The sequence below is a fragment of the Rhodococcus sp. RDE2 genome, from assembly GCF_020885655.1.
Classification (GTDB): Bacteria; Actinomycetota; Actinomycetes; order Mycobacteriales; family Mycobacteriaceae; genus Rhodococcus; species Rhodococcus pyridinivorans.
In genome coordinates, this window is sequence record NZ_AP025186.1 from 573,402 (window position 1) to 594,786 (window position 21,385).

The window sequence follows — 21,385 nt, forward strand, 5'->3', positions numbered from 1 at the left end:
GATCCCTCGACAAGGGAGGCGTTGTGAACGAATCGGAACCGGTCTCCGGTGATGCGTGGCCGAGGCTGCGCACGGCGGAATGGACCGCGACCCGCGACACCCTCCACATGTGGCTGCAGATCGTCGGCAAGATCCGGATGGCTCACGCGCCGATGGTCAACCACTGGTGGCAGACGACGCTGTACGTCACGCCGCGAGGGCTGAGCACCTCGTCGATCCCGTACCGGAACTCCGTCTTCGACATCGAATTCGACTTCTTCGAGCACCGGCTGCACATCCGCGCGAGCGACGGTCGCAGTCGTTCGGTGCCTCTCGTCGCACAGCCCGTAGCCGAGTTCTACACCCGCACCCTCGGAGCGCTGGACGAGCTGGGTATCGCGACTCGCATCCACGGCACACCCAACGAGGTGGATCCGGCGATCCCGTTCGCTCAGGACCGTGAGCACGACAGTTACGACGCCGAGGCCGCCCACCTCTTCTGGCGGCAGCTCGTGCAGGCCCAGCGTGTCCTGCAGGTGTTCCGGGCGGATTTCCTCGGCAAGGTCGGTCCGGTGCACTTCTTCTGGGGCGCGATGGACCTCGCGTGCACCCGGTTCTCCGGACGCACCGCCCCGCCGCACCCCGGCGGGATCCCGAACTGCCCCGACCGGGTGATGACGGAGGCCTACTCGCACGAGCTCAGCAGCTGTGGCTTCTGGCCGGGTGGTGGGGACGAAGGAGCCTTCTATTCCTACGTCTACCCCGGCCTCGACGAATTCGGCGAAGCCCCGGTGCGACCGGATGCCGCTCACTATTCAGCGGAACTGGGGGAGTTCGTGCTGCCCTACGAGGCGGTGCGGACCGCGGCCGATCCCGACACCGAACTGCTGCAGTTTCTGCACAGCACCTACGAGGCCGCCGCCCGGCTCGGTGCGTGGGATCGGGACACGCTCGAGCGTCGACCCGACGCCCGGTGACGCGACCCTCCTATCGAGCGACGGGCAGTGTCACGAAACTCGGTGAGGCGGGGTTCAGTTCGAGGTGCTGTGGCCGCAGTCCGCTCTCGACCAGCATCGGACCGAGGGGCAGCGAGCGCGGGACGCTCGCGGCGTAGACGTCCACGCGGATGCGGTGCCCCGGTTGCAGGACCGCCTCGGTCGGCAGCGTACTGATGTCGAGGGCCGTCGGTTGCCCCGGGACGATCGGCTGCCGGGACTCGAGGGTCAGCACCGGATGTGCCTGCGCATAGTCGCCGTCGGCGGTGAACGTGCTCTTCGAATCGTCGATCGCCCGCAGCGACGAGACGAGGGAACCGGTGGTGAGCACGGTGGACCGTCCGTCCGGAGCCACGTCGTTCACGGAAACCGACCAGAATCCGTCGGTGGCGTCGAGGACGGTCTCGAGGTGCACGTTGACCGGTCCCGAGAGCACGGTCGGTTCGGTGACCGGCCCGCTGGTGAAGGTGAGGCCCTCGGCCTCGTTGAACCGGGCGTCCTTCGTGCATCCCGCGCCCAACAGCACCGCGATGCCGGCGGTGCCCTGTGCGGCCTCACGGGAACAGAAGCCGCGCAGTCCCGGGGCGACGGTGAGTCGTTGCGCGGTTTCGGGCGCCGACGTCGCGAGTGTGCCGTCGTGGAGAGCGTGCCCGGCCGTGCCGCTCGGAGCCGCCGACAGGAAGAGCTTCTCGTGGTCGACGGGGCTGCGTGGGAACTCGTCGTTCGTGACCCAACCGCCGCCCTGCTGCAGCAGGGTGACCGGGCCGTACTCGTCGATGCCGTTGTCGATGTCCTTGAGCCAGCGGTCGAACCAGGCGTGCTGGAGCGCCGTGATGTTCGGCGGATGTCCCGGGGTGCCGAATCCGGTACCGAGGATCGCGTGGTAGCCGTCGCCCATCACCAGTTGCTTGCGGCCGGGTTCGACGGGAATCCGGTTGTAGATGTCGGGCTCGCTGTTGGCGAAGATGTCGTGCCAGTTCCCGAACACGAAGGTGGGCACCTCGATCGACTCGAGTCGGGCCTGCCGTTCCTGGTAGAACGGGCCGTCCTGAGCGACCGCGAGGGCATCGGGGGAGACACCGTCGATGCTCGGCGCGGTGAGGACCTCGAAGAGTTCGGGGATCTTCGTGGCGGGGTCGGCGAGCCTGTCGCGCAACCACTGCGCGTCGAACCGGCCCTGGAGGAGGGCTTGCATATCGGGAACCCACTTGAGCCCGTTGACGAGCCCGAGCCAGGCGGGCATGAAGCCCACGCCCACGGCGCCGCCGGTGCCCACGATGTCGCGCAGCAGGTCGTTGCCGGGTTCGACGGCGAAGACCGCGTCGAGTGCCTCAGGTCGTAGGCCGGCGGCCTGGATCTGGTTGATCGCCGAATAGGACACGCCGGTCGTTCCGACGCGTCCGTTCGACCACGGTTGCTTCGCCGCCCAGTCGATGACCTCGACGGTGTCCTGCTGCTCGCGCGGACCGAGAACGTCCCACTGTCCGTGGGAGAAACCGGTGCCCCGCACGTCGACGATCACCTGCGTGTACCCGTTCTGCACGAGATCGCGGTTGAGTCCGAAGGCGCGGCCGAGTTGGGATGCCGGGGCGGCGAGTTCGGTGATGCCGTCGAAGGGGGCACCGAAGTTCAGGACGGATCCGAGTTCGTCCACGAGTGGGGCGAACTGCGGGTCCTCCATCGCCACCGACGCCAGCGTCGACAACAGTTTCGTGTACGGCGTGAGACCGAGGACGACCGGTGTGGGTTCGTCGATCGGCGTGCCGTCGGCGTGTGCGGGACGGAAGACGTTGGCGCGGAGCACCGTCCCGTCGCTCAGTGTGATGGGTACGTCCCACTCGACGGCGGTGTTCGGATAGGCGTCGGGGGCATCGACGAGGCTCTGCCAGGAGGCACCGGAGGCGCCACCGGTGGGATCGGCGGTCGCCGGTCCTGCGGATGTGATGGTGCAGGCGGCCAGTGCCGCCACGACGAATGCGACCGTACGTGATCTCACCGGGCCCCCATGCCTGCGGTAAACAGTTCCGCGCACGGTAACGCGAGCTCGGCGGATCCGTCAACGACCGTAGTCAGTCGGATCGGAACCGATGTTGTTGTCGTTGATCCCGGGAAGGATCGACAACAACGTCGGTTCCGATCGTGGGAACTATCCGGACTCGGCCATCACAGTTTCCGCCGGGAATCCATACTCTCTTTGTTTGAGAGTACTGTTCTCCCCATCGAATGGGGACGCGATCACGGAGGTGTCGATGCGAATCGGGCTCACGGGCGGAGCGTCGTCCACGGACAGGATCGTGAAGCAGGCACAGCAGGCGGAGGCCGAGGGATTCACGTCCCTGTGGTTCGCGAGCACCGTCGCAGGCGACCCGCTGGCAGCTCTCGCGGTGGCCGGTCGGGAGACAGGATCGATCGAGCTCGGCACCGCCGTGCTCCAGACCTACCCGTGCCACCCGCTGCTGCAGGCGAACCGCGCCGCGGGCGTCGCCGAGGCCATGGGCCGGCCGGGATTCACGCTCGGATTGGGACCGTCGCACGAGAGCCTGGTCCGGGACGTCTACGGACTGTCGTACGACACCCCGGGGCAGAACACCGAGGAGTACATCCGGATCGTCACCGCACTCCTGCGCGGTGAGGAGGTGGACTTCCGGGGAGAGGCATGGTCCACCCGCAGCGCGGGACGGATGGTCGCCGTCGCGCACGAGGTGCCCGTCCTGCTGTCCGCCATGTCGCCGCGGATGCTGCGGGTCGCGGGGGAGTACGCCGACGGGACGGTCCTGTGGATGGCGGCGCCGAAGGTGATCGAATCGCGGATCGCCCCTGCGATCCACGCGGCCGCCGCGCGGGCCGGCCGACCGGAGCCGCGCATCGTGGCGGGACTGCCCGTCGCAGTCCACGACGACGCGGACGCCGCGCGGGATGCGGTCGCCGCGACCGCCACGTCCTACGCGGGGATGCCCAGCTATCGACGGGTCCTGGAGGAGGCGGGCGCGAGTACCCCGGCGGACATCGCGATCGTGGGCGACGAGGAGTCGGTGCGCCGGCAACTGCAGGGTTTGCTCGATGCGGGCGTCACCGACGTCTGGGCGGCGGTCGTCCCCGTCGGCGACGACCAGCGAGCCTCGCTCCGTCGCACCAGGGCTCTGCTGAGTGCGCTCACCACCGAATAGCAGCGACCCCGCCCATCCGCTCGCATTCCGGCCATCCGCTACGGAAATTCGCTGTAGCGGATGATGAATCGGCGAGCGGATGGGCGGGGTCGAAGGGAGAGCTCGGAATCAGGCGGCGGGACGCCCCTGATCGCGCAGGGCCGAGAGGGCGTCGATGCGCTCGACGGCCTCGGCGACGATGCGATCGATCAGCTCCTGGCAGCTCGGCAGGTCGTCGAGCATGCCGACGACCTGGCCCGAGGCGAGCACACCGGCTTCGGTGTTGCCCTCCACCAGGCCGGCCTTGAGGAGCATGGGGGTGTTGGCGGCCATGATGATCTGCTGCCAGGTGCGGTCGCTCGCCTTCTTCATGGCGAGGCCGTCCTTGACGATGGTCGACCACTTCATGCCCGTCATCGATTTGAACTTCGTCGCGTTCCGCGCGGCCGCGACCAGTCCCTTCGCGTAGCTCGACTTCTCGAGGCTGTTCACCAGGTCGGTGTTCAGGACGCGGTGCGGCATGCCGTCGACCTTGAGTGACACGGTGGTGTCCTGCAGGCCCCGCGAAAGGTACTGCTGCTTCACCGAATCCGGAACGGCGCTGTCGCTGGTGAGCAGGAATCGCGTACCCATCGCGATGCCGGCCGCGCCGTAGGACAGTGCGGCGGCCAGGCCGCGGCCGTCGAAGAAACCACCGGCGGCGACGACGGGGATGTCGACGGCGTCGAGGACGCTCGGCAGCAGCAGGGTCGTCGCGACGGGACCGGTGTGGCCACCGCCCTCGCCACCTTGCACGATCACCGCGTCGGCACCCCACGAGGCGACCTTCACGGCATGCTTGGCGGCACCGATCGACGGGATCACGACGATGCCGTGATCCTTCAGCTTGGCGATCAGCTCCTTCTTCGGTGCGAGCGCGAACGACGCGACCTTGACCTTCTCGCGGATCAGCAGGTCGATGCGCTCGCCGGCGTCCGAAGCGTCGGCGCGCATGTTCACACCGAACGGCTTGTCGGTGAGCGACTTCGTCTTTGCCACGGCCGCTTCGAGCTCGGGATAGGTCATCGTCGCCGACGCGAGGATGCCGAGGCCACCGGCGTTCGACGTCGCGGCGGTCAGCCGCGGGCCGGACACCCAGCCCATGCCCGTCTGAACGATGGGGTGCTCGATGCCCACGAGCTCCGTCAGTGCTGTGCGCAGGGTGCTCACAGCGCAACCTCACGGTCGCGGAGTCCCTTGGGGTCGATCACCTCTCGGATCAGACGCAGTTCCTCGGCGGTGGGTTCGCGGGTCACACCGGCCTCGTCGAGACCGGCGACCTCGAAGGACGTGTTCTCGGCGACGGTCTCGGCCTCGACACCCGGGTGCAACGAGAGCGCCCGGAAGCTGTGGCCGGGGCCGCCGAAGTCGAAGACACCGAGGTTGGTGACGACCCGCGCGATGTCCAGGAAGCGGTACGCCGGGTTCTCGGGATCGACCTTGTCGTATCCGACACCCGAGACGATGTCGACCGTGTCGACGAAGACACGCGAGGAATGCTTGCCGACCCAGTAGCTGGTCGCATGGTTGATCGTGTTGCCGGGAGCGCCGCGCACACCGAACATCTGACGCGTCGGCTGCTGGAGCGGACCGAAGGCCGACAGGTTCTGGTTGCCGTACCGGTCGATCTGGTTGGCGCCCATCACGACGTGGCGGCGACCCGACGCGACGACGTCGAACACCTTGCGGAACGGCATCCAGCCTTCGATCGGTGCCTTCGCGCCGAGGGCCGGGACGTCGGCGAGGATGAGTGCTTCACCGTCGGTGATCAGCAGGTCGGGCTCGGTGGTGAGCTTGGCCAGGCGTGCGCCGATCTGCGGCAGTGTCGCCATCGGGCTCGCCATGATCTCGCCGGCACCCGCGAAGATGTCGGCGCATGCGATCGCGCAGTACTCGGCGCGGGTCACGGTCTCGGTGGTGGTCATGCCTGCTCCTGTGCGAACTTCTGGACTGCGGCCTGGTAGTCGTCCTCGCTGCCCGAGAGGAAGCGGTCGACGAATGCCTGCCATGTCTCGGGGTCCTTGGCGGACTCGGCGTAGTGGCGCTGGAACTTCTCGTCGCGGCCGTAGCTGTCGCCCGCGAGGGTGAAGTGCGCCCCGTTCGGTGCTTCGACGATCCCGTCGACCATCATGCGGTTGAGCAGGAGTTGCTGGAGCGGAACTTCTTTCACGAGCTGCTCGGTCTCGACGATTTTCTCGACCGAGACGTAGCGCCGTTCGGCGGCCATGCAGTAGAGGTCGTCGAAGTACGGGTCGACACCCTGGTAGCCGGCGTTGCCGTGCTTGTCGCCGATGTTGAGGTGAACGAACGCCGCGTCGAGGTTCAGCGCCGGCATGGCGATGAGGGTCTCGGTGCCGTCCGGGCCGGGATACGGCGAGGTGACGGTCTTCAGTTCGCCTTCCCAGAAGTCGACGACGGCCGAGCCCAGGCCTGCGCGGATGGGCAGGAACGGCAGGCGTGCCGCGGCGGCCTCCAGGCCGCACTTGATCATGCCCTCGTCCATCTCGCGGGCGACGATCTCGCCGCCCGTGCGGGCCTTGGCGAACCACGGATCGTAGAACGGTGCCGAGTCGAGCGAGACGAATCCGTAGTAGGCCTTCTTCACCTTGCCCGCCGAGCACAGCAGGCCCAGATCGGGGCCGCCGTAGGTGACGACGGTCAGATCCTTCACGTCCGAGCGGAGGATCGCCCGCACGAGGGCCATGGGCTTGCGGCGCGACCCCCAGCCACCGAGGCCGATGGTCATTCCGCTGCGCAGCTCGCCGACCACGTCGTCGAGCGACATTCTCTTGTCACGCATGGTGTTCCGAACTCCTGGTGGTGTGAGGCGTCAGCTGTTGCTGCGCGGCTTTCCTGTTGCGACGAACTCGTCGCGGTGCTCGTCGGCGATGCCGGCGAGATTCAGCTCGAAGGTGAAACCCTGCTCGAGGCGGTAGCTCGTCTTCACGTCGACGGGGTCGATGCGGTTGATGGCTTCCTTCGCACGGCGGATGACGCGGGTGTCCTTCGCGGCGATCATCTCGGCGACCTCGCGTGCGGTGGCGTCGAGTTCGCTGCGCGGCACGACCTTGTACACCGAGCCGAAGTGCTCGAGCTGCTGCGCGGTGACGTTCTGCGCCGTGTAGTAGAGGGTGCGCATCATGTGCTGGGGGACGAGGCGCGCGAGATGTGTTGCGGCGCCGAGTGCACCGCGGTCGACCTCGGGCAGGCCGAAGACGGCGTCGTCGGAGGCGACGATGACGTCCGCGTTGCCGACGAGACCGATGCCGCCTCCGACACAGAAGCCGTTGACGGCGACGATCACAGGTACCTCGCAGTCGTAGACGGCGGCGAATGCGGCGGCGCACCCGTGGTTGGCGGCGATCAGGGCGTCGAACCCTTCGGTGGCCTGCATTTCCTTGATGTCCACACCCGCGTTGAAGCCTCTGCCCTCGGCGCGCAGGATCACCGCGTGGGTGTCGAGACTGCGCCCGGCCGTGGTCACGGCCTCGGCCAGGTCGAACCAGGCCTGTGAGGGGAGAGCGTTCACGGGCGGGAAGTCGACGGTGACCGTGGTGATACCGGCGCTGTCGGAGGTCGAGGTGATGCCCATGGCATGTTCCTAACGTCTGTACCAAACCAAGCGATTGCTTGGTAAGTTAGCACAGGATAGCCGCTTGACCCAGAGGGTCGTAAGGTCGCAGTACGACCGGAACATCGAGGAGAGAAGATGCCCGAAGCAGTAATCGTGTCCGCAGTACGGTCGCCGATCGGGCGAGCGCGCAAGGGCTCGCTCGCATCGATCCGCCCGGACGACCTGGCGACCCAGATGGTCGCCGCGGCGCTCGCCCAGGTCCCCGACCTCGATCCCACCGAGATCGACGACCTGATGCTCGGCTGCGGACAGCCCGCAGGACAGTCCGGCTTCAACATCGCCCGCGTGGTCGCGGTGCAGCTCGGCTACGACTTCCTGCCCGGGGTGACCGTCAACCGGTACTGCTCGTCGTCGCTGCAGACCACCCGCATGGCGCTGCACGCCATCAAGGCCGGTGAAGGCGACGTGTTCGTCTCTGCCGGTGTCGAGTCGGTGTCGAGTTTCGTGACCGGCAACGCCGACGGCCTGCCCGACACCAAGAACCCGCTGTTCGACGAGGCGCAGGCGCGCAGCGCGAAGCTCGCCGAGGGGGGCGTGGCGTGGACCGACCCGCGTAGCGAGGGATTGCTGCCGGATGTCTACGTCGCGATGGGACAGACCGCCGAGAACGTCGCCTCCCACACCGGGATCTCCCGGGAGGACCAGGATCGCTGGGGCGTGCGCTCGCACAACCTGGCGGAAGAGGCCATCAAGAGTGGCTTCTTCGAGCGGGAGATCACCCCGGTGACCCTCGCCGACGGCACGGTCGTCAGCACCGACGACGGTCCGCGCCCGGGCACCACCTACGAGGCGGTCAGTCAGCTCAAGCCGGTCTTCCGCCCGGACGGCACGGTGACCGCCGGCAACGCGTGCCCGCTCAACGACGGTGCGGCCGCTCTGGTGATCATGTCCGACACGAAGGCGAAGGAACTCGGGCTCACCCCGCTCGCGCGCATCGTCTCCACCGGTGTCTCGGGCCTGTCGCCGGAGATCATGGGCCTCGGACCGATCGACGCGACCCGCAAGGCGCTCGCCAACGCGAACATGGGCATCGACGACATCGACCTGTTCGAGATCAACGAGGCGTTCGCCGTGCAGGTGCTCGGCTCGGCGCGCGAGCTGAAGATCGACGAGGACAAGCTCAACGTCTCCGGTGGCGCAATCGCCCTCGGTCACCCCTTCGGCATGACCGGTGCCCGGATCACCACGACGCTCCTCAACAACCTGCGCACCCACGACAAGCAGTTCGGCGTCGAGACGATGTGCGTCGGCGGCGGTCAGGGCATGGCGATGGTGCTCGAACGCCTCAGCTGATGAAACCTACCCGGTGGGCCGGGCTCCGGCCCGGTCCACTCGGTGGCGGTCGCAAGAAGATGGGGCTACCAGTGGCCGTGGGTGTCGCGCCAGCCTTTGCGGATGATCTTCCCGGTGGCGTTGCGCGGCAACAGGGTGGACGTCAGCGTCCACTGCGTCGGCACCTTGAAGTAGGCGAGATGCTCGGAAGCGAAGGTGGTCAATTCCTCGACGGTGACCGTGGAGCCTTCGACGAGCACAACCACCGCCGCGACCTCCTGACCCCATTCCGGGTGGGGCACGCCGGTCACCATGCATTCGCGCACCGCGGGGTGCAGGGCGAGGACGCGTTCGACCTCCGACGGATAGACGTTCTCACCGTTCTGGTGGATGAGGTCGGCGCGCCGGCCCACCAGACGCAGACGGCCGTTCTCGACCACACCGAAATCGCCTGTGCGCAACCAGCGGTCGGGGGTGAGCGCCTCGGCGGTCGCCGCTTCGTCGTCCCAGTAGCCGAGCATGACGAAGGGGCTGCGTACACACACCTCGCCCACGCGGCCGTCGGGCAGCCACGCACCCGTCTGATCCCGGATCTCGAGGCTCACCGTGATGATCGGCGCACCCACCGTGCCGGGGAACTCCTCGAGTTCGGCGGCGGAGGCCACCGCGATCGACGTGCTGCACTCGGTGATGGTGTAGCTGTCGACCATGGCGTGCTTCCCGAACGGAAGCTCCTCGCGCAGGCGCTGTTTGAACTCCGGAGTCGACGGTTCCGACGACAGGGTGAACCGGCTCAGGGAGGTGAGGTCGTATCTGTCGAGATCCTCGTCCTCGAGCATCCGCGCCGCCATCGACGGCACGGCCATCCAGTGGGTGACCTGCTCCGCTTCGATGAGTTCGAGCACGGGCCGTACTCCGTACCATCCTTGATTCATCACCACGGCGCTGCCGGTCGCCAGCCGCGGCACGATCGTGTTGTTCAAGCTCGTGATGTGGAACAGAGACGACGTCAGCAGATACCGGGCGTCCGACGGCGCGGACCGGTCGTATGTGCCGCCGGTCCAGATCGTCGCGATCGCGTCGAGATACCGGTTGTAGTCGACGACCGCCAGCAGATTCCGCTGGGAGTGCAACGCCCCTTTGGGATCGCCACTCGTGCCGGAGGTGTACAGGAGAACGGCGGGATCGTCCTCGGCGACCCGCGGCGGCGGCGGCTGCGCGCCGTCGAATTCCGCGACCAGTCGAGGTAGATCCTCCTCGATCGACAACACCACGGTCTGCGCACGATCGATGCCGGCCACGGCCGCGGTACGCGGACCGTCGACGAACACCACCCGCGGACGCGCATGGCGGATACCGAACTCCAGCTCCGGTTGGACCCACCAGGCGTTCAATCCGACCGAGATCGCGCCGAGGGCCTGTGTCGCCCAGAACGCGGTGACCCCTTCGGGTCTGTTCGCCGACAGGATCGCCACGCGGTCGCCCGACCGTACCCCGTACCGCTCGTGCAAGGCTGCGGCGAGGGCATAGGACATGCGCGCGTTCTGGGCAAAGGTGATCCGGCGATCGGCGGTGACCAGGTACTCGCGGTCGCCCCAGACGAGGGACTGCGAGAGCAGATCCGCCACGGCGACGTCGCGTTTGCGCATGACGGGCATCTCGGTGCCCAGGACATCCTGCACGACGATCTCGAACTCGCCGCCCGGACCGGTGAGGCGCGATACCAGCTGATCGAGGAAATGGGAGGGATCGGACGGGATGGTCATCGCCTGTATCCCGCCGGTGTCCCTGCACGCTTCACGAACGTCCCCTCCTCCATCGAGTGCGTACCGCCAGAATCTCACGACGGGTCACCCCGACTTCGAATGTACCGGTGAGTGGGACGGGCGGTGACGGTCACCACCGCTCTCCTTAGCCTGTGACCTGGGCGTCTGTGAAAAGCGAGGTCCTGTCTCCGTCGGGCCGCCGCCCAGCGCCCCCATGAGAAAGGACCGAAGACGAATGACCGTAACGACGTCGACGCCCGCGCAGTGGCGAGGCCACGACCTGGGTGCCCGCACGATCGGCTACGACGAGCGGGACGCGATCCTGTACGCGCTCGCGGTGGGCGCCGGCGCGACGGACCTCGATCTCGTGTTCGAGGACCGACTGCGGGTGTTGCCGACGTTCGCCCTGACGCTGGCCCAGTGGGCACCGGATGCGCTCGGTGAGCTCGGTGCCTTCGACACGGCTACAGCGCTCCACGGTTCCCAGAGCCTCGAGGTGCTCGCACCGTTGCCGCGCTCCGGGGAGATCGCGATGTCGGCGCGCGTGGGTGAGGTCTGGGACAAGGGTCGGGCAGCGGTGTTCGAGGTCGTCGTCGAGAGCGAGTTCTTCGTCGCGACGTGGTCGTTGTTCGCACCGGGAGCGGGAGGTTTCGGCGGCGAGCGCGGACCGTCGGCGCCGGCTGCGCCGGAGGGGGAGGCCGACCTGGTCGGCACGCTCACCACCCACGCCGACCAGGCCGCGCTCTACCGGCTGACCGGCGACCGGCACCACATCCACATCGATCCCGAAGCCGCAGCGCGAATCGGACAGCCCCGCCCGATCCTGCACGGACTGTGCACGCTCGCCGCCGCGACGCTGCCCCTGGCCGACATGCTCGGAGCGCACCCGGCCGATCTGACGATGCTGTTCGGGCGGTTCGCGGCCCCCGTCTTCCCCGGCGATGCGGCACAGGTCCGCGCCTGGGGTGACGCAGCGGATGCCCGCTTCGACGTCGTCACGGAGACCGGCGCCGTTCTGTCCGGCGGTCGCGCCGCTTTCGCTTGATCGCCACAACCGTCTGGAGGAAAGACTTGGACACGTTCGCAGAAGTAGTGCGCGCTCGTCACGGTGACCCGAAGGTAGGGTTGCGTTTCGAGGACCAGCAGTGGACCTGGGGCGAGGTGGTCCAGGAAAGTGCCGATCGTGCCGCCGCGATCGTGGCGACCGTGCCCGCCCCGGCAGATCGGCAGCGTCATATCGGGATACTTCTCGAGAACGTCCCGGATTTCGTGTTCTGGATCGGTGCGGGCGCTCTGGCCGGGGCGGCCGTGGTGGGTATCAACGCCAGCCGTAGCGGTCCGGAGATCGCCCGGGACATCCGGCACGCGGATATCGACCTCGTGGTCACCGAGTCCCGCCTCGCCCATCTCCTCGAGGGCACCGACCACGGGTTGCCCGCCGACAGGATCTACGACATCGACGACGCGCGGTACGGGCAGTTCCTCGAGCCGTTCCGCGGCGCGGACCTGCCGGGGACCATCCCGTCCGCCGACGACATCGCGCTGCTGCTGTTCAGTTCCGGGTCCACCGGTGCCCCGAAGGCCGTCATCGTCGGTCAGGGACGATTCGCCCGACTCCTCGGGCCGCTGACCGAGCGTGTGCGCATGCGCGAGGATTCGGTGGCCTATCTGTGCATGCCGCTCTTCCACGGAAACGCGCTCATGCTCAACCTCGGCACGGCCATGCATGCCGGCGCGACCGTCTGTCTGATCCGGAAGTTCTCGGCGAGCAGATTCGCCCCCGACGTCCACCGTTACGGCGCCACCTTCGTCAATTATGTCGGACGCGCCCTGTCGTACATTCTGAGCCGGCCGGAGGACCCCCGTGACCGCGCGAGCACCCTCGAACTCGCGTTCGGCACCGAGGCGTCCGAAGCCGACGTGGCCCGCTTCTCCGAACGCTTCGGCTGCACGGTCGTCGAGGGTTACGGCATGAGCGAAGGTGTCTTCCGCATCAACCGCACCCCCGACACTCCGACCGGATCGCTCGGCGTCGCCGTCGGAGGCGTCGACGTCCGGATCCTCGACGAGGACACGGGGCAGGAGTGCCCTCGCGCCCGTTTCGACGAGACCGGTCGTCTCCTCAACAGTGACGCCGTCGGTCAGATCGTCGCGCGTGGTGCCGCTCATACCTTCGAGGGCTACTACAAGAATCCCGAGGCGATGGCCGACCGGGTCAAGGGCGACGATTTCTGGTCGGGGGACCTCGGGTACCGCGACGAGAACGGTTTCTTCTACTTCGCCGGAAGATCCTCCGACTGGCTTCGCGTAGACAGTGAGAACTTCTCCGCCACCCCGGTCGAGCGCATCATCCTGCGGGTGCCGGGCGTTCTGTCCGCCCCGGTCTTCGCCGTGCCCGATCCCACGACCGGGGATCAGGTCATGTGCGCCGTCGAACTCGAGCCCGGTGCGGAGTTCGATCCGGTGGTCTTCGGGGCGACCCTCGCCGAGCAGCCCGACATGGGTGACAAGTGGTGGCCGCGATTCGTGCGCGTCACCGACCGGATCCCGCTGACGGGGAGCAACAAGGTGAACAAGGCTCCGTTGCGGGCGGTCGCGTGGAACACCTCCGACACGGTCTACGTGCGTGTCGGACGGACCTCCGAGTACGTGCTGCTCGACGACGCGGAACGCGCACGCATCGAGAAGGAGTTCGTCGCCAACGGCCGGGCGGCCCTGATGCCGACCGCCGAGCCTGCCCCGGTTGCGTGATCGCGGCCCGGCGCGGTCTCAGGACGGCGGAAGGTCTCGACCAGTGAGATGTCCTCATCAGGGGTGATACCGATCACCTAGCGTTTCGGTCGTATCGCGACGGAATGCTCCAGCGGACTCCGCCGCCTGACCTCCTCAACGCTTCCCTCCCGAAAGGACGGACGACCGTGAGCATCGGCACTTCCGAACAATCCGAGATCCGCGAGATCGTCGCCGGGTCGGCTCCCGCTCGCTTCGCCCGAGGCTGGCACTGCCTCGGTCTGTCGAAGGATTTCAAGGACGGCAAGCCGCACTCGATCGAGGCCTTCGGGACCAAGCTCGTGGTGTGGGCCGACAGCAACGACGAGATCAAGATCCTCGACGCGTACTGCCGGCACATGGGTGGGGATCTCAGCCAGGGCACGGTCAAGGGCGACGAGATCGCTTGTCCGTTCCACGATTGGCGCTGGGGTGGAAACGGGCGCTGCAAGAACATCCCGTACGCGCGGCGCGTTCCTCCCATCGCCAAGACCCGTGCGTGGCATACCCTCGATCAGGACGGCATGCTCTTCGTGTGGCACGACCCTCAGGGGAACCCGCCGCCCGCCGACGTGACCATCCCGCGCATCGAAGGCGCGACGAGCGACGAGTGGACCGACTGGGTCTGGTACACCACCGAGGTCGACACCAACTGCCGGGAGATCATCGACAACATCGTCGACATGGCGCACTTCTTCTACGTGCACTACTCCTTCCCGGTCTACTTCAAGAACGTCTTCGAAGGCCAGGTGGCCAGCCAGTTCATGCGGGGCCAGGCCCGTGAGGACACCCGTCCGCACGCGGCAGGACAACCGAAGATGCTCGGAAGCCGCTCCGACGCAAGCTACTTCGGACCGTCCTTCATGATCGACGATCTCGTCTACCAGTACGAGGGTTACGACGTCGAGTCGGTCCTCATCAACTGCCACTACCCGGTCTCCCAGGACAAGTTCGTCCTGATGTACGGCATGATCGTCAAGAAGTCCGATCGCCTCGAAGGCGAGCAGGCCCTGCAGACCGCCCAGCAGTTCGGGAACTTCATCGCGAAGGGCTTCGAGCAGGACATCGAGATCTGGCGGAACAAGACCCGTATCGACAACCCGCTCCTGTGCGAGGAGGACGGCCCCGTCTACCAGCTGCGACGCTGGTACGAGCAGTTCTACGTCGACGTCGAGGACGTCGAGCCGGCGATGACCGACCGCTTCGAGTTCGAGATGGACACCACCCGCCCGGTGGCCGCCTGGATGAAGGAAGTCGAGGAGAACATCGCCCGCAAAGCCCTCGAAGAGCAGTCCACCCCTGCGGGCTAGGTGTATGAGGCCATGACGTTGGTGACACCGGTCCGGAGTTTGCTCGCGGGCGGCCGATTACCGACGGCAGTATGCGGACGATGATAGTTGTAGTGCACATTCCACACCTGTAGCGCCTGGGCGCGTTGCCGTTCGCTGACCCAGACGCGGGCGTAGAGGAACTCCTCGGCCAGAATCCGGTTGTAGCGCTCGACCTTCCCGTTGTGACGAGGGGTGTACGGGGTGATCCGTTGATGCCGGCCACCGTGGAGCACTTTCGCGAAGTCCTTCGCCCGGTAGCAGGACCCGTTGTCGGTGACCACCCGGTGGATGTGCACGATGCCGTGGGCGGCGAAGAACACTCTCGCCCGGTGCATGAACCCAATTGCCGTGGCGGCTTTCTCGTCGGCCAGGGCCTCGGTGTAGGCGAGGCGGGAGAACCCGTCGACCGCCGAGTGCAGGTAGACGTAGCCGGCGCGGGCACCGGCGGTCTTGGCGCGCTCGACTTTCTTGGCCTGATCCGAGCCCTTGCCGTGGACCCGCCAGCCACCGCCGTCGGGGATTCGGCCGACTTTTTTGATGTCGACGTGCACCATGTGGCCGGGCCAGCGGGCGATGATCCGGCGTGGCTGGCGGTTGTTCTCGCCGTTCGGATCGAGGAACCTGCGCCGGTTCAAGCCGAGGTGAGCGAGGTGCCGGCTGACGGTGCGTACCGAGATGCTGATGCCGTCGGCGGCGAGCTCGTGTGCGATACGAGCCGCGGACCACTTGTGCTTCCGTCGCAGGGTCTCGATCCGCGCCACGGTCTTGGCCGGGGTCGCGGTGGGCTGGTGGTGCGGGACGCTGGGGCGGTCGAGCAGGCCGAGTTCACCGTGTTCGCGGTAGCGGGCCATCCATTTGCTGGCGCAGGCCCGGGAGATCCCCATCTCGGCGGCGACATGGGACAGCGGACGAGTCTGGCACCGCTCGACGAGACGGCGGCGACCTTCGACGGACAGCGGGGCGTTACGGTGGAGCACGGACGGGTTCTTTCGTTCGGCGGATGAGTTGGTGGTACTTCCCATCCTGCCGTCGGAAGGCCCGTCCGCCTTCGTCAGCCCCTGGTGGTGTCTACAACGTCATGACCCGCAACAGCTAGGAGCGGAGAACATGCAGAACCGGATGGCGCCGTTGCGGTGCGGTGAATGCGCCGCGCAGGTGCTCGTGCAGAAGAACAGCTGGGAGCACACGTCCATCCAGTGGAACACCGACGCGCGCCGTCGTTGCCCCGTCGTCCGGGACGACGACGGGCGCGAGGGCCGCCCCGGTACGCCCCGGATGTCGTGCTCGAACCTCGACGCCGCGATCGCGAAGGCGGCCGCCTCGGGTGTCATCGAGGTCTTCGACGACACCCCGATCCGAGCCCCCATCGTGCAGTGACCGTTCCCTCCCGACCTTCCGCTCCCGACTACTTCTCGAAGGACCGACGATGCCAGAATCCCTCGACCTCGATCGCTCGTACTACGGCCCGTGGGCTGTCATCGCCGGCGGCTCCGAAGGCGTCGGCGCCGCGTTCGCCGACGAATTGAGCCGCGCGGGTTTCGATCTCGTGCTCATCGCGCGTAAACCGGAACCACTGGAAGAGACGGCGGACAAGGCGCGGAGCAACGGCGTGCAGGTGCGCACTCTCGCGCTGGATCTGCTCGACGACGACGCCGTCGAGCAGATCCGCACGGCCACCCAGGACATCGAGGTCGGCCTGTTCATCTTCAACGCGGGCGCGAACAGTTACGGCCACGAGTTCGTCACCGGCGACCTCGACGGGTTCCGCGGCGTGATCGACCTCAACGTCCACCGGCAGATCGAGTTGTCGCACCTGTTCGGTGGGCCGATGAAGGAGCGTGGCCGCGGCGGCATCATGCTGCTCGGGTCGCTCTCCGGATACATGGGTGCCGAACACCAGAGCATCTACGCGGCATCGAAGGCGTTCAGCCGCGTCTTCGCCGAGAGCCTCTGGCTCGAACTCGCACCGCACGGTGTGCATGTGGTCGAACTCGTCCTCGGTGTCACCCGCACCCCGGCGATGGTGCGTGCGGGCCTCAACTTCGACATTCCGGGGATGCTCGTCGCCGAGCCGGAGGATGTCGCACGTGAAGGTCTCGAGCACCTGACCGACGGCCCCGTATGGGTCGCCGGCGGCAACTACGAGGCCGCGGTCAAGCGCAGCGGGTTCCCGAGGAACAAGCTCGTCGAGGGTGCAGCAGCAGCGATGCGGGCCCTGCTGAACCGCTGATCCGCGCGATCCCCACCTACTCGTCCCCGGGTGCCGTACGGCGCCCGGGGACGCCCCATTTCACGACGCTGCGTTGTACGCGGAGTGCATCCGTTCCCGCACGATCTCACCCGGACGGACGAAGGCCCCGCACCGCAAGAGGCGGTACGGGGCCTTCGGTTCGCTACGGCCGGTTCAGAAGTCGATGCGCACGTTCTTGCTCTTGGGCCTGGCCTGGCATGCGAGGACGTATCCGTTGGCGATGTCCTCCTCGTCGAGGATCGCCGACGGCGGGGTGTCCACCTCTCCTTCGACGACGGTGCACGCGCACGAGCCGCACTCGCCCTCTCGGCAGGAGTAGGGCACGTCCAGGCCCTTCGACAGCATGATGTCGACCAGGGTGGCGCTGCGCGGCCACACGAGGTCGTGTTCCTCGCCGTCGAGCTGCACGGTCACGGAGGCGGCGTCGGTGTCCGACTCGTCGATCTCCACGGCGGGTACGTCGGCGAACGGATCACCGGACAGAGAGGTGAAGACCTCGGCGTGGATCCGGTCCTTCGGGACGCCGGCCAGCAGCAGGCCTTCGCGGACGGTGTCCATGAACGGTCCGGGTCCGCACATGTATGCGCGGTGATCGGCGAAGGAGGAGATCAGGGTCGCGAGCTGCTGCGGGGACGGCAGGCCCTGCACGCTCTCGAGCCAGTGGACGACGGTGAGGGCGTCGGAGTGTCGTGCGGCGAGCTCACGGAGTTCTTCGGCGAAGATGACGGATTTCTCGTCGCGATTGCCGTAGACCACCACCACATTGCGGTTTCCGCTGTGCAGTGCCGACTTGAGGATCGACATCACGGGGGTGATCCCGCTTCCGCCGGCGAACAGGACGAGCTTCTCGGTGAGGTCGACCGGGGTGAAGACTCCTGCGGGAGGCAGCACCTCGATGCTCTGACCGGCGGCGACGTTGTCGCACAGCCAGTTCGAACCGTATCCGGCCGCGGTGCGCTTGACCGTGACCTTGAGGGGTTCGTCGGCGTGCGGTGAGCTCGCCAGGGAGTAGCACCGCGCAACGGAACCCGTCATGTCGCTCGGAATGCGCAGGGTGAGGAACTGTCCCGGTTTGTAGGTGAAGTCCGCTCGGCGGTCCTCGGGTACGTCGAACACCAGTGAAACGGCGTCGGCGGTTTCCTGGACGACTGCACTGACGGTCAGCACGATGGAGCGTGAACCGACCGGTGTCTCAACGGCTGTCATCACAGTGGGTTCCCTTCGATACGAAAACTTCTCGATCGGACCACGGTAGAACGACGCCGACGCCGACGCCCGTCTCCTCCCGGTAATCGGGACAGCCGGAGGAGACGGGCGTTCGGATCAGGCGGTGCGCGCGGTGCGCGGGATCAGCACGGTGATCCCGATGGTCACCACGGAAAGCGCGATGAGCATGCCGCCGACCATGTTGATCCCTGCGAGGGGGGTCGCAGCGAAGGCGAGCAGCATGGTCGCGATCGACGTTCCGACACCCTGGCCCGCGGTGCGCAGCACGGCGTTCGTGCCGGTCGTCTCGCTGGTGTTGTGCTCGGGCACGGACTCGACGATCAGGTTCGGAATCGCCGTGTAGGCGAAGGCGGTCGCGACCGACACCACGACGACCATGGCGGTCATGGCCACCACGGAGTGGTGAGCGGTGAGCATGACGACGACGCCGACGATGAACAGGGCGGTGCCGAGCAGCATCGAGGCGCGTGAACCCACTGCGGCGGAGATCCGGCCGCTCAGCGGGGTGCAGACGAATCCGAACAAAGAACCGATGAACGAGAGCCAACCCGCGTGTGTCGCGCTCAGGCCCAGGCCGAAGTCGCCGGTGGACGGCGTCTGCATGATGATCGGGATGATCATGGTGACCACGCCCAGCGGACCCGCCGCGATCGCGACGGTCGCCAGCATCGTGAGCGAGAACTTGCGGTCGGCGAACAGTCGCACGTTGATGATGGGGGAGGGGGTGCGCAGTTCCCACCGCACGAGCAGGACGAGGGCGGCGGCGCCACCCAGGATGAGACCGAGGGTGCGCGGGTCCGACCAGCCCCATGCCTGGGACTTGTTGACACCGAGCAGGATCGCGGCGACCGCACCGGCGAAGGTGACCGCGCCGATGTAATCGATCTTCTCGGAGGTCCCGGTGGGCCGACGCCACGGCAGGACGAACCAGACGAGCAGCAGAGCGAAGATCGCATATGCGGCTGCGACGACGAAGATCATGTGCCAGCTGGCGTTGTCGATCAGCAGACCGGCGACGAGCAGCGACGCGGAACCTGCTGCGACTGCGGAGCCGGAGATCAATGCGACGGCAACGGGGACGCGGGAGGCGGGAAGGTGCTCACGGGCCAGCCCGATGCACAGCGGCAGGATCGCGCCGGCCACACCTTGGATCGCGCGGCCGATGATGATGCTGGTGAGACTGTCGCCGACGGCGCTGACGATCGAGCCGAGCGCCGCGACGGCGAGCAGGACCATCAGGATGCGTTCCCGGCCGTACATGTCGCCGAGTCGTCCGCACACGGCGGCCGAGGCAGCCGAGACGAGGAGGAAGGCCGTCACCGCCCATCCGACCGTCGATGCGTCGCTGTCGAATTCGGTGATCAACGTCGGGATCGCGGCGAACATCATCGATGTTTCGAACGCGCTGATGATCTCGACGGCGATCAGGACCGACACGATCACCCATACCGGTTGCTGCCGGTCGAACCGGCTCCGCCCCTTCGGGGTTGCGGCTTCCGGCTGGGAGAGTTCATTGGCGTAGGAAGTCAAAGCACATTCCAGACTCTCGGCGGCCCGAGCGCGGGCCGTGTTTCCCTGCCCCACGAATGGGAGTGGCTCGGATCACTTGGTATCGCAGGTGAGAGCTGTCACGCTGTGCTATCTCGCTGAGCGAGAACGCCTTCGGGATGTCAGATCAGCGCGGCCTCGTGTACCGAGCGGTCGAACTCGGGGAGTTCCGCGCCGTTGCGGAGGGTTGTCGCGAGAGAGGGGTCGGCGAGATGCAGACGTCCGATGGCGATCAGATCGAACTCGTCGTCGCCCAGCCGTCGTTCGAGTTCGGGAACGTTGTTGCGCGCGGGCGCGCTGCCCTGGAGGCGGCTCTCCCGCAACGTCGTCGCGATTCCGACACTGCCCACGGCCATCGAATGTGCGCCGGTGACCTTCTTGGCCCAGCCCGCGAGGGTCAGGTCGCTGCCTTCGAATGCCGGAAGGTCGAAGCGGCGGATGCTCGCGTCGAACACGTCGACGCCGGCTTCCTTCAAGGGGGTGAGGACGGCCTTCAGTTCGTCGGGGGTGTGGGCGATCCGGGCCTCGTAGTTCTGCTGCTTGTGCTGCGAGAAACGGTAGAAGATCGGCAGGTCGTCGCCGATGCGCGAGCGGATGGCGGCGACCACCGTCGCGGGGAAGCGGGTGCGGCGCTCGAGGTCGCCGCCCCATTCGTCGTCGCGGAGGTTGGTGCCTTCCCAGAGGAACGCGTCGAGCAGGTAGCCGTGCCCTCCGTGGAGTGCGATGCCGTCGAACCCGGCTTCGGCGGCAGCGGCGGCTGCGTCGGCGTAGGCATCGACGACCTGTTCGATGTCCTCGGCGGTCATGGCTCGCGTGGGTGCGGAGGCTCGGTCGATGTAGTCCTCGCCGTAGGACGTCACGCCGAGCTCGCCCCAGATCCCGGACGGTCGCATGGGGACGAGGTCGGGGTCGACATCCGCGCTCATCGCGCCCCAGAGGGGGCCGACGTGCCAGAGCTGGGGAACGATGCGTCCGCCCTCGGCGTGGACCGCATCGACGACGCGACGCCAGCCTTCGAGAGCTGCTTCGCCGTACATGTGGGGCACGCGGGGGTTGTCGACTGCCGTCGGGTGCTCGATGGCGACGCCCTCGGTGACGATCAGGGCGGTGCCGCCCGCGGCGCGTCGCCGGTAGTACTCGACCACGTCCGGTCCGGGTACGCCACCCGGGGAGTGGGAGCGGGTCATCGGGGACATCACGATGCGGTTGCGGAGCTCGAGGGAGCGCACCGTCAGGGGGCGGAAGAGGGGGGACTCGGTTTCTGACATCTCGGTCTCGACTCTTTCGGCTCGGCGGGCGACGGGTGCAGGCAGATTCCGCCCACATCCGAGGTTGTACCCATCGCTCGGCCCGGGGGACAGGGACCTCCTGCTCAGTGAGACGTGTCGGCGGACGGTCGGTGAGGAAGACGCGGATCGCGCAATCGGC

At 67.3% G+C, this 21,385-nt stretch carries 18 protein-coding genes; 8 read left to right on the top strand and 10 right to left on the bottom strand.

What is annotated here, in order from left to right; translation table 11 throughout:
* Positions 1–23 precede the first annotated feature (23 nt).
* Positions 24–956 (top strand): DUF5996 family protein, encoded by a 933-nt coding sequence (locus tag LPH33_RS02685; RefSeq protein WP_106200686.1) that lies wholly within the window; start codon positions 24–26, stop codon positions 954–956.
* A gap of 10 nt (positions 957–966) precedes the next feature.
* Here the strand turns inward: LPH33_RS02685 and LPH33_RS02690 are convergent, their stop codons facing one another.
* Positions 967–2,970 (bottom strand): CocE/NonD family hydrolase, encoded by a 2,004-nt coding sequence (locus LPH33_RS02690; protein ID WP_420714473.1) that lies wholly within the window; start codon positions 2,968–2,970, stop codon positions 967–969.
* A gap of 253 nt (positions 2,971–3,223) precedes the next feature.
* Between LPH33_RS02690 and LPH33_RS02695 the strand changes: the two genes are divergently transcribed.
* A complete protein-coding gene (locus tag LPH33_RS02695; RefSeq protein WP_229566951.1) occupies positions 3,224–4,141 on the top strand; it encodes a TIGR03564 family F420-dependent LLM class oxidoreductase in 918 nt (305 codons plus the stop codon).
* Between the two features lie 108 nt (positions 4,142–4,249).
* Here LPH33_RS02695 and ipdC read toward each other — a convergent pair whose 3' ends face one another.
* The 4 genes from ipdC to echA20 are packed head-to-tail and all read right to left on the bottom strand — an operon-like array spanning position 4,250 to position 7,751.
* The gene (gene ipdC, locus LPH33_RS02700; protein WP_088897578.1) at positions 4,250–5,329 is read right to left on the bottom strand and encodes a (3aS,4S,5R,7aS)-5-hydroxy-7a-methyl-1-oxo-octahydro-1H-indene-4-carboxyl-CoA dehydrogenase; all 1,080 of its coding nucleotides are present in this window, start codon (positions 5,327–5,329) and stop codon (positions 4,250–4,252) included.
* Complete coding sequence (gene ipdB / locus LPH33_RS02705) at positions 5,326–6,084, bottom strand: cholesterol ring-cleaving hydrolase subunit IpdB (RefSeq protein ID WP_229566952.1); 759 nt, start codon at positions 6,082–6,084, stop codon at positions 5,326–5,328. Before ipdB ends, ipdC begins: the two co-directional genes overlap by 4 nt.
* A complete protein-coding gene (locus tag LPH33_RS02710) occupies positions 6,081–6,959 on the bottom strand; it encodes a CoA transferase subunit A (protein ID WP_229566953.1) in 879 nt (292 codons plus the stop codon). The genes ipdB and LPH33_RS02710 overlap by 4 nt, the downstream gene beginning before the upstream one ends.
* A 30-nt stretch (positions 6,960–6,989) precedes the next feature.
* The gene (gene echA20 / locus LPH33_RS02715; protein WP_060653677.1) at positions 6,990–7,751 is read right to left on the bottom strand and encodes a (7aS)-7a-methyl-1,5-dioxo-2,3,5,6,7,7a-hexahydro-1H-indene-carboxyl-CoA hydrolase; all 762 of its coding nucleotides are present in this window, start codon (positions 7,749–7,751) and stop codon (positions 6,990–6,992) included.
* A 117-nt stretch (positions 7,752–7,868) separates the two neighbouring features.
* Here echA20 and LPH33_RS02720 point away from each other — a divergent pair, with 117 nt between their 5' ends.
* Positions 7,869–9,086 (top strand): acetyl-CoA C-acetyltransferase, encoded by a 1,218-nt coding sequence (locus LPH33_RS02720; protein ID WP_085469433.1) that lies wholly within the window; start codon positions 7,869–7,871, stop codon positions 9,084–9,086.
* A gap of 65 nt (positions 9,087–9,151) precedes the next feature.
* Here the strand turns inward: LPH33_RS02720 and LPH33_RS02725 are convergent, their stop codons facing one another.
* Complete coding sequence (locus tag LPH33_RS02725) at positions 9,152–10,831, bottom strand: class I adenylate-forming enzyme family protein (protein ID WP_085469432.1); 1,680 nt, start codon at positions 10,829–10,831, stop codon at positions 9,152–9,154.
* A 235-nt stretch (positions 10,832–11,066) separates the two neighbouring features.
* Here LPH33_RS02725 and LPH33_RS02730 point away from each other — a divergent pair, with 235 nt between their 5' ends.
* From LPH33_RS02730 to LPH33_RS02740, 3 genes are all read left to right on the top strand, one after another.
* Positions 11,067–11,876, top strand: coding sequence for a MaoC/PaaZ C-terminal domain-containing protein (locus LPH33_RS02730; RefSeq protein ID WP_160877744.1), 810 nt, complete (start codon positions 11,067–11,069; stop codon positions 11,874–11,876).
* Between the two features lie 26 nt (positions 11,877–11,902).
* Positions 11,903–13,582, top strand: a complete 1,680-nt coding sequence (locus LPH33_RS02735; protein WP_160877746.1) for an AMP-binding protein — start codon at positions 11,903–11,905, stop codon at positions 13,580–13,582.
* A 167-nt stretch (positions 13,583–13,749) separates the two neighbouring features.
* A complete protein-coding gene (locus LPH33_RS02740) occupies positions 13,750–14,910 on the top strand; it encodes a Rieske 2Fe-2S domain-containing protein (protein WP_160877748.1) in 1,161 nt (386 codons plus the stop codon).
* Here the strand turns inward: LPH33_RS02740 and LPH33_RS02745 are convergent.
* Positions 14,907–15,908 carry an IS481-like element ISRae1 family transposase gene (locus tag LPH33_RS02745; protein WP_229566955.1) on the bottom strand — a complete coding sequence of 334 codons (1,002 nt, stop codon included), beginning with the start codon at positions 15,906–15,908 and terminating at the stop codon, positions 14,907–14,909. The two genes, LPH33_RS02740 and LPH33_RS02745, sit on opposite strands and share 4 nt — an antisense overlap.
* 130 nt (positions 15,909–16,038) lie before the next feature.
* Between LPH33_RS02745 and LPH33_RS02750 the strand changes: the two genes are divergently transcribed.
* Entirely contained in the window at positions 16,039–16,308 is a 270-nt protein-coding gene (locus LPH33_RS02750; protein WP_229566957.1) for a hypothetical protein, read from the top strand.
* A 49-nt stretch (positions 16,309–16,357) separates the two neighbouring features.
* Complete coding sequence (locus LPH33_RS02755; RefSeq protein ID WP_120281346.1) at positions 16,358–17,161, top strand: SDR family NAD(P)-dependent oxidoreductase; 804 nt, start codon at positions 16,358–16,360, stop codon at positions 17,159–17,161.
* A 174-nt stretch (positions 17,162–17,335) separates the two neighbouring features.
* Here the strand turns inward: LPH33_RS02755 and LPH33_RS02760 are convergent, their stop codons facing one another.
* The 3 genes from LPH33_RS02760 to LPH33_RS02770 form a co-directional block, all read right to left on the bottom strand.
* Positions 17,336–18,388 carry a ferredoxin--NADP reductase gene (locus tag LPH33_RS02760; RefSeq protein WP_160877750.1) on the bottom strand — a complete coding sequence of 351 codons (1,053 nt, stop codon included), beginning with the start codon at positions 18,386–18,388 and terminating at the stop codon, positions 17,336–17,338.
* A gap of 117 nt (positions 18,389–18,505) precedes the next feature.
* Positions 18,506–19,852 (bottom strand): MFS transporter, encoded by a 1,347-nt coding sequence (locus LPH33_RS02765; protein ID WP_120281348.1) that lies wholly within the window; start codon positions 19,850–19,852, stop codon positions 18,506–18,508.
* 227 nt (positions 19,853–20,079) lie between these two features.
* Positions 20,080–21,225 (bottom strand): 12-oxophytodienoate reductase, encoded by a 1,146-nt coding sequence (locus tag LPH33_RS02770; RefSeq protein WP_229566958.1) that lies wholly within the window; start codon positions 21,223–21,225, stop codon positions 20,080–20,082.
* Between the last annotated feature and the right edge of the window lie 160 nt (positions 21,226–21,385).

What these genes read in the sequence shown, in the direction of transcription:
- LPH33_RS02695 (WP_229566951.1), top strand. Translation starts at nt 3,224, where the DNA reads ATGCGAATCGGGCTCACGGGCGGAGCGTCGTCCACGGACAGGATCGTG.
- ipdB (WP_229566952.1), bottom strand. Translation starts at nt 6,084, where the DNA reads ATGACCACCACCGAGACCGTGACCCGCGCCGAGTACTGCGCGATCGCA.
- LPH33_RS02710 (WP_229566953.1), bottom strand. Translation starts at nt 6,959, where the DNA reads ATGCGTGACAAGAGAATGTCGCTCGACGACGTGGTCGGCGAGCTGCGC.
- echA20 (WP_060653677.1), bottom strand. Translation starts at nt 7,751, where the DNA reads ATGGGCATCACCTCGACCTCCGACAGCGCCGGTATCACCACGGTCACC.
- LPH33_RS02720 (WP_085469433.1), top strand. Translation starts at nt 7,869, where the DNA reads ATGCCCGAAGCAGTAATCGTGTCCGCAGTACGGTCGCCGATCGGGCGA.
- LPH33_RS02725 (WP_085469432.1), bottom strand. Translation starts at nt 10,831, where the DNA reads ATGACCATCCCGTCCGATCCCTCCCATTTCCTCGATCAGCTGGTATCG.
- LPH33_RS02730 (WP_160877744.1), top strand. Translation starts at nt 11,067, where the DNA reads ATGACCGTAACGACGTCGACGCCCGCGCAGTGGCGAGGCCACGACCTG.
- LPH33_RS02750 (WP_229566957.1), top strand. Translation starts at nt 16,039, where the DNA reads ATGCAGAACCGGATGGCGCCGTTGCGGTGCGGTGAATGCGCCGCGCAG.
- LPH33_RS02755 (WP_120281346.1), top strand. Translation starts at nt 16,358, where the DNA reads ATGCCAGAATCCCTCGACCTCGATCGCTCGTACTACGGCCCGTGGGCT.
- LPH33_RS02760 (WP_160877750.1), bottom strand. Translation starts at nt 18,388, where the DNA reads ATGACAGCCGTTGAGACACCGGTCGGTTCACGCTCCATCGTGCTGACC.
- LPH33_RS02770 (WP_229566958.1), bottom strand. Translation starts at nt 21,225, where the DNA reads ATGTCAGAAACCGAGTCCCCCCTCTTCCGCCCCCTGACGGTGCGCTCC.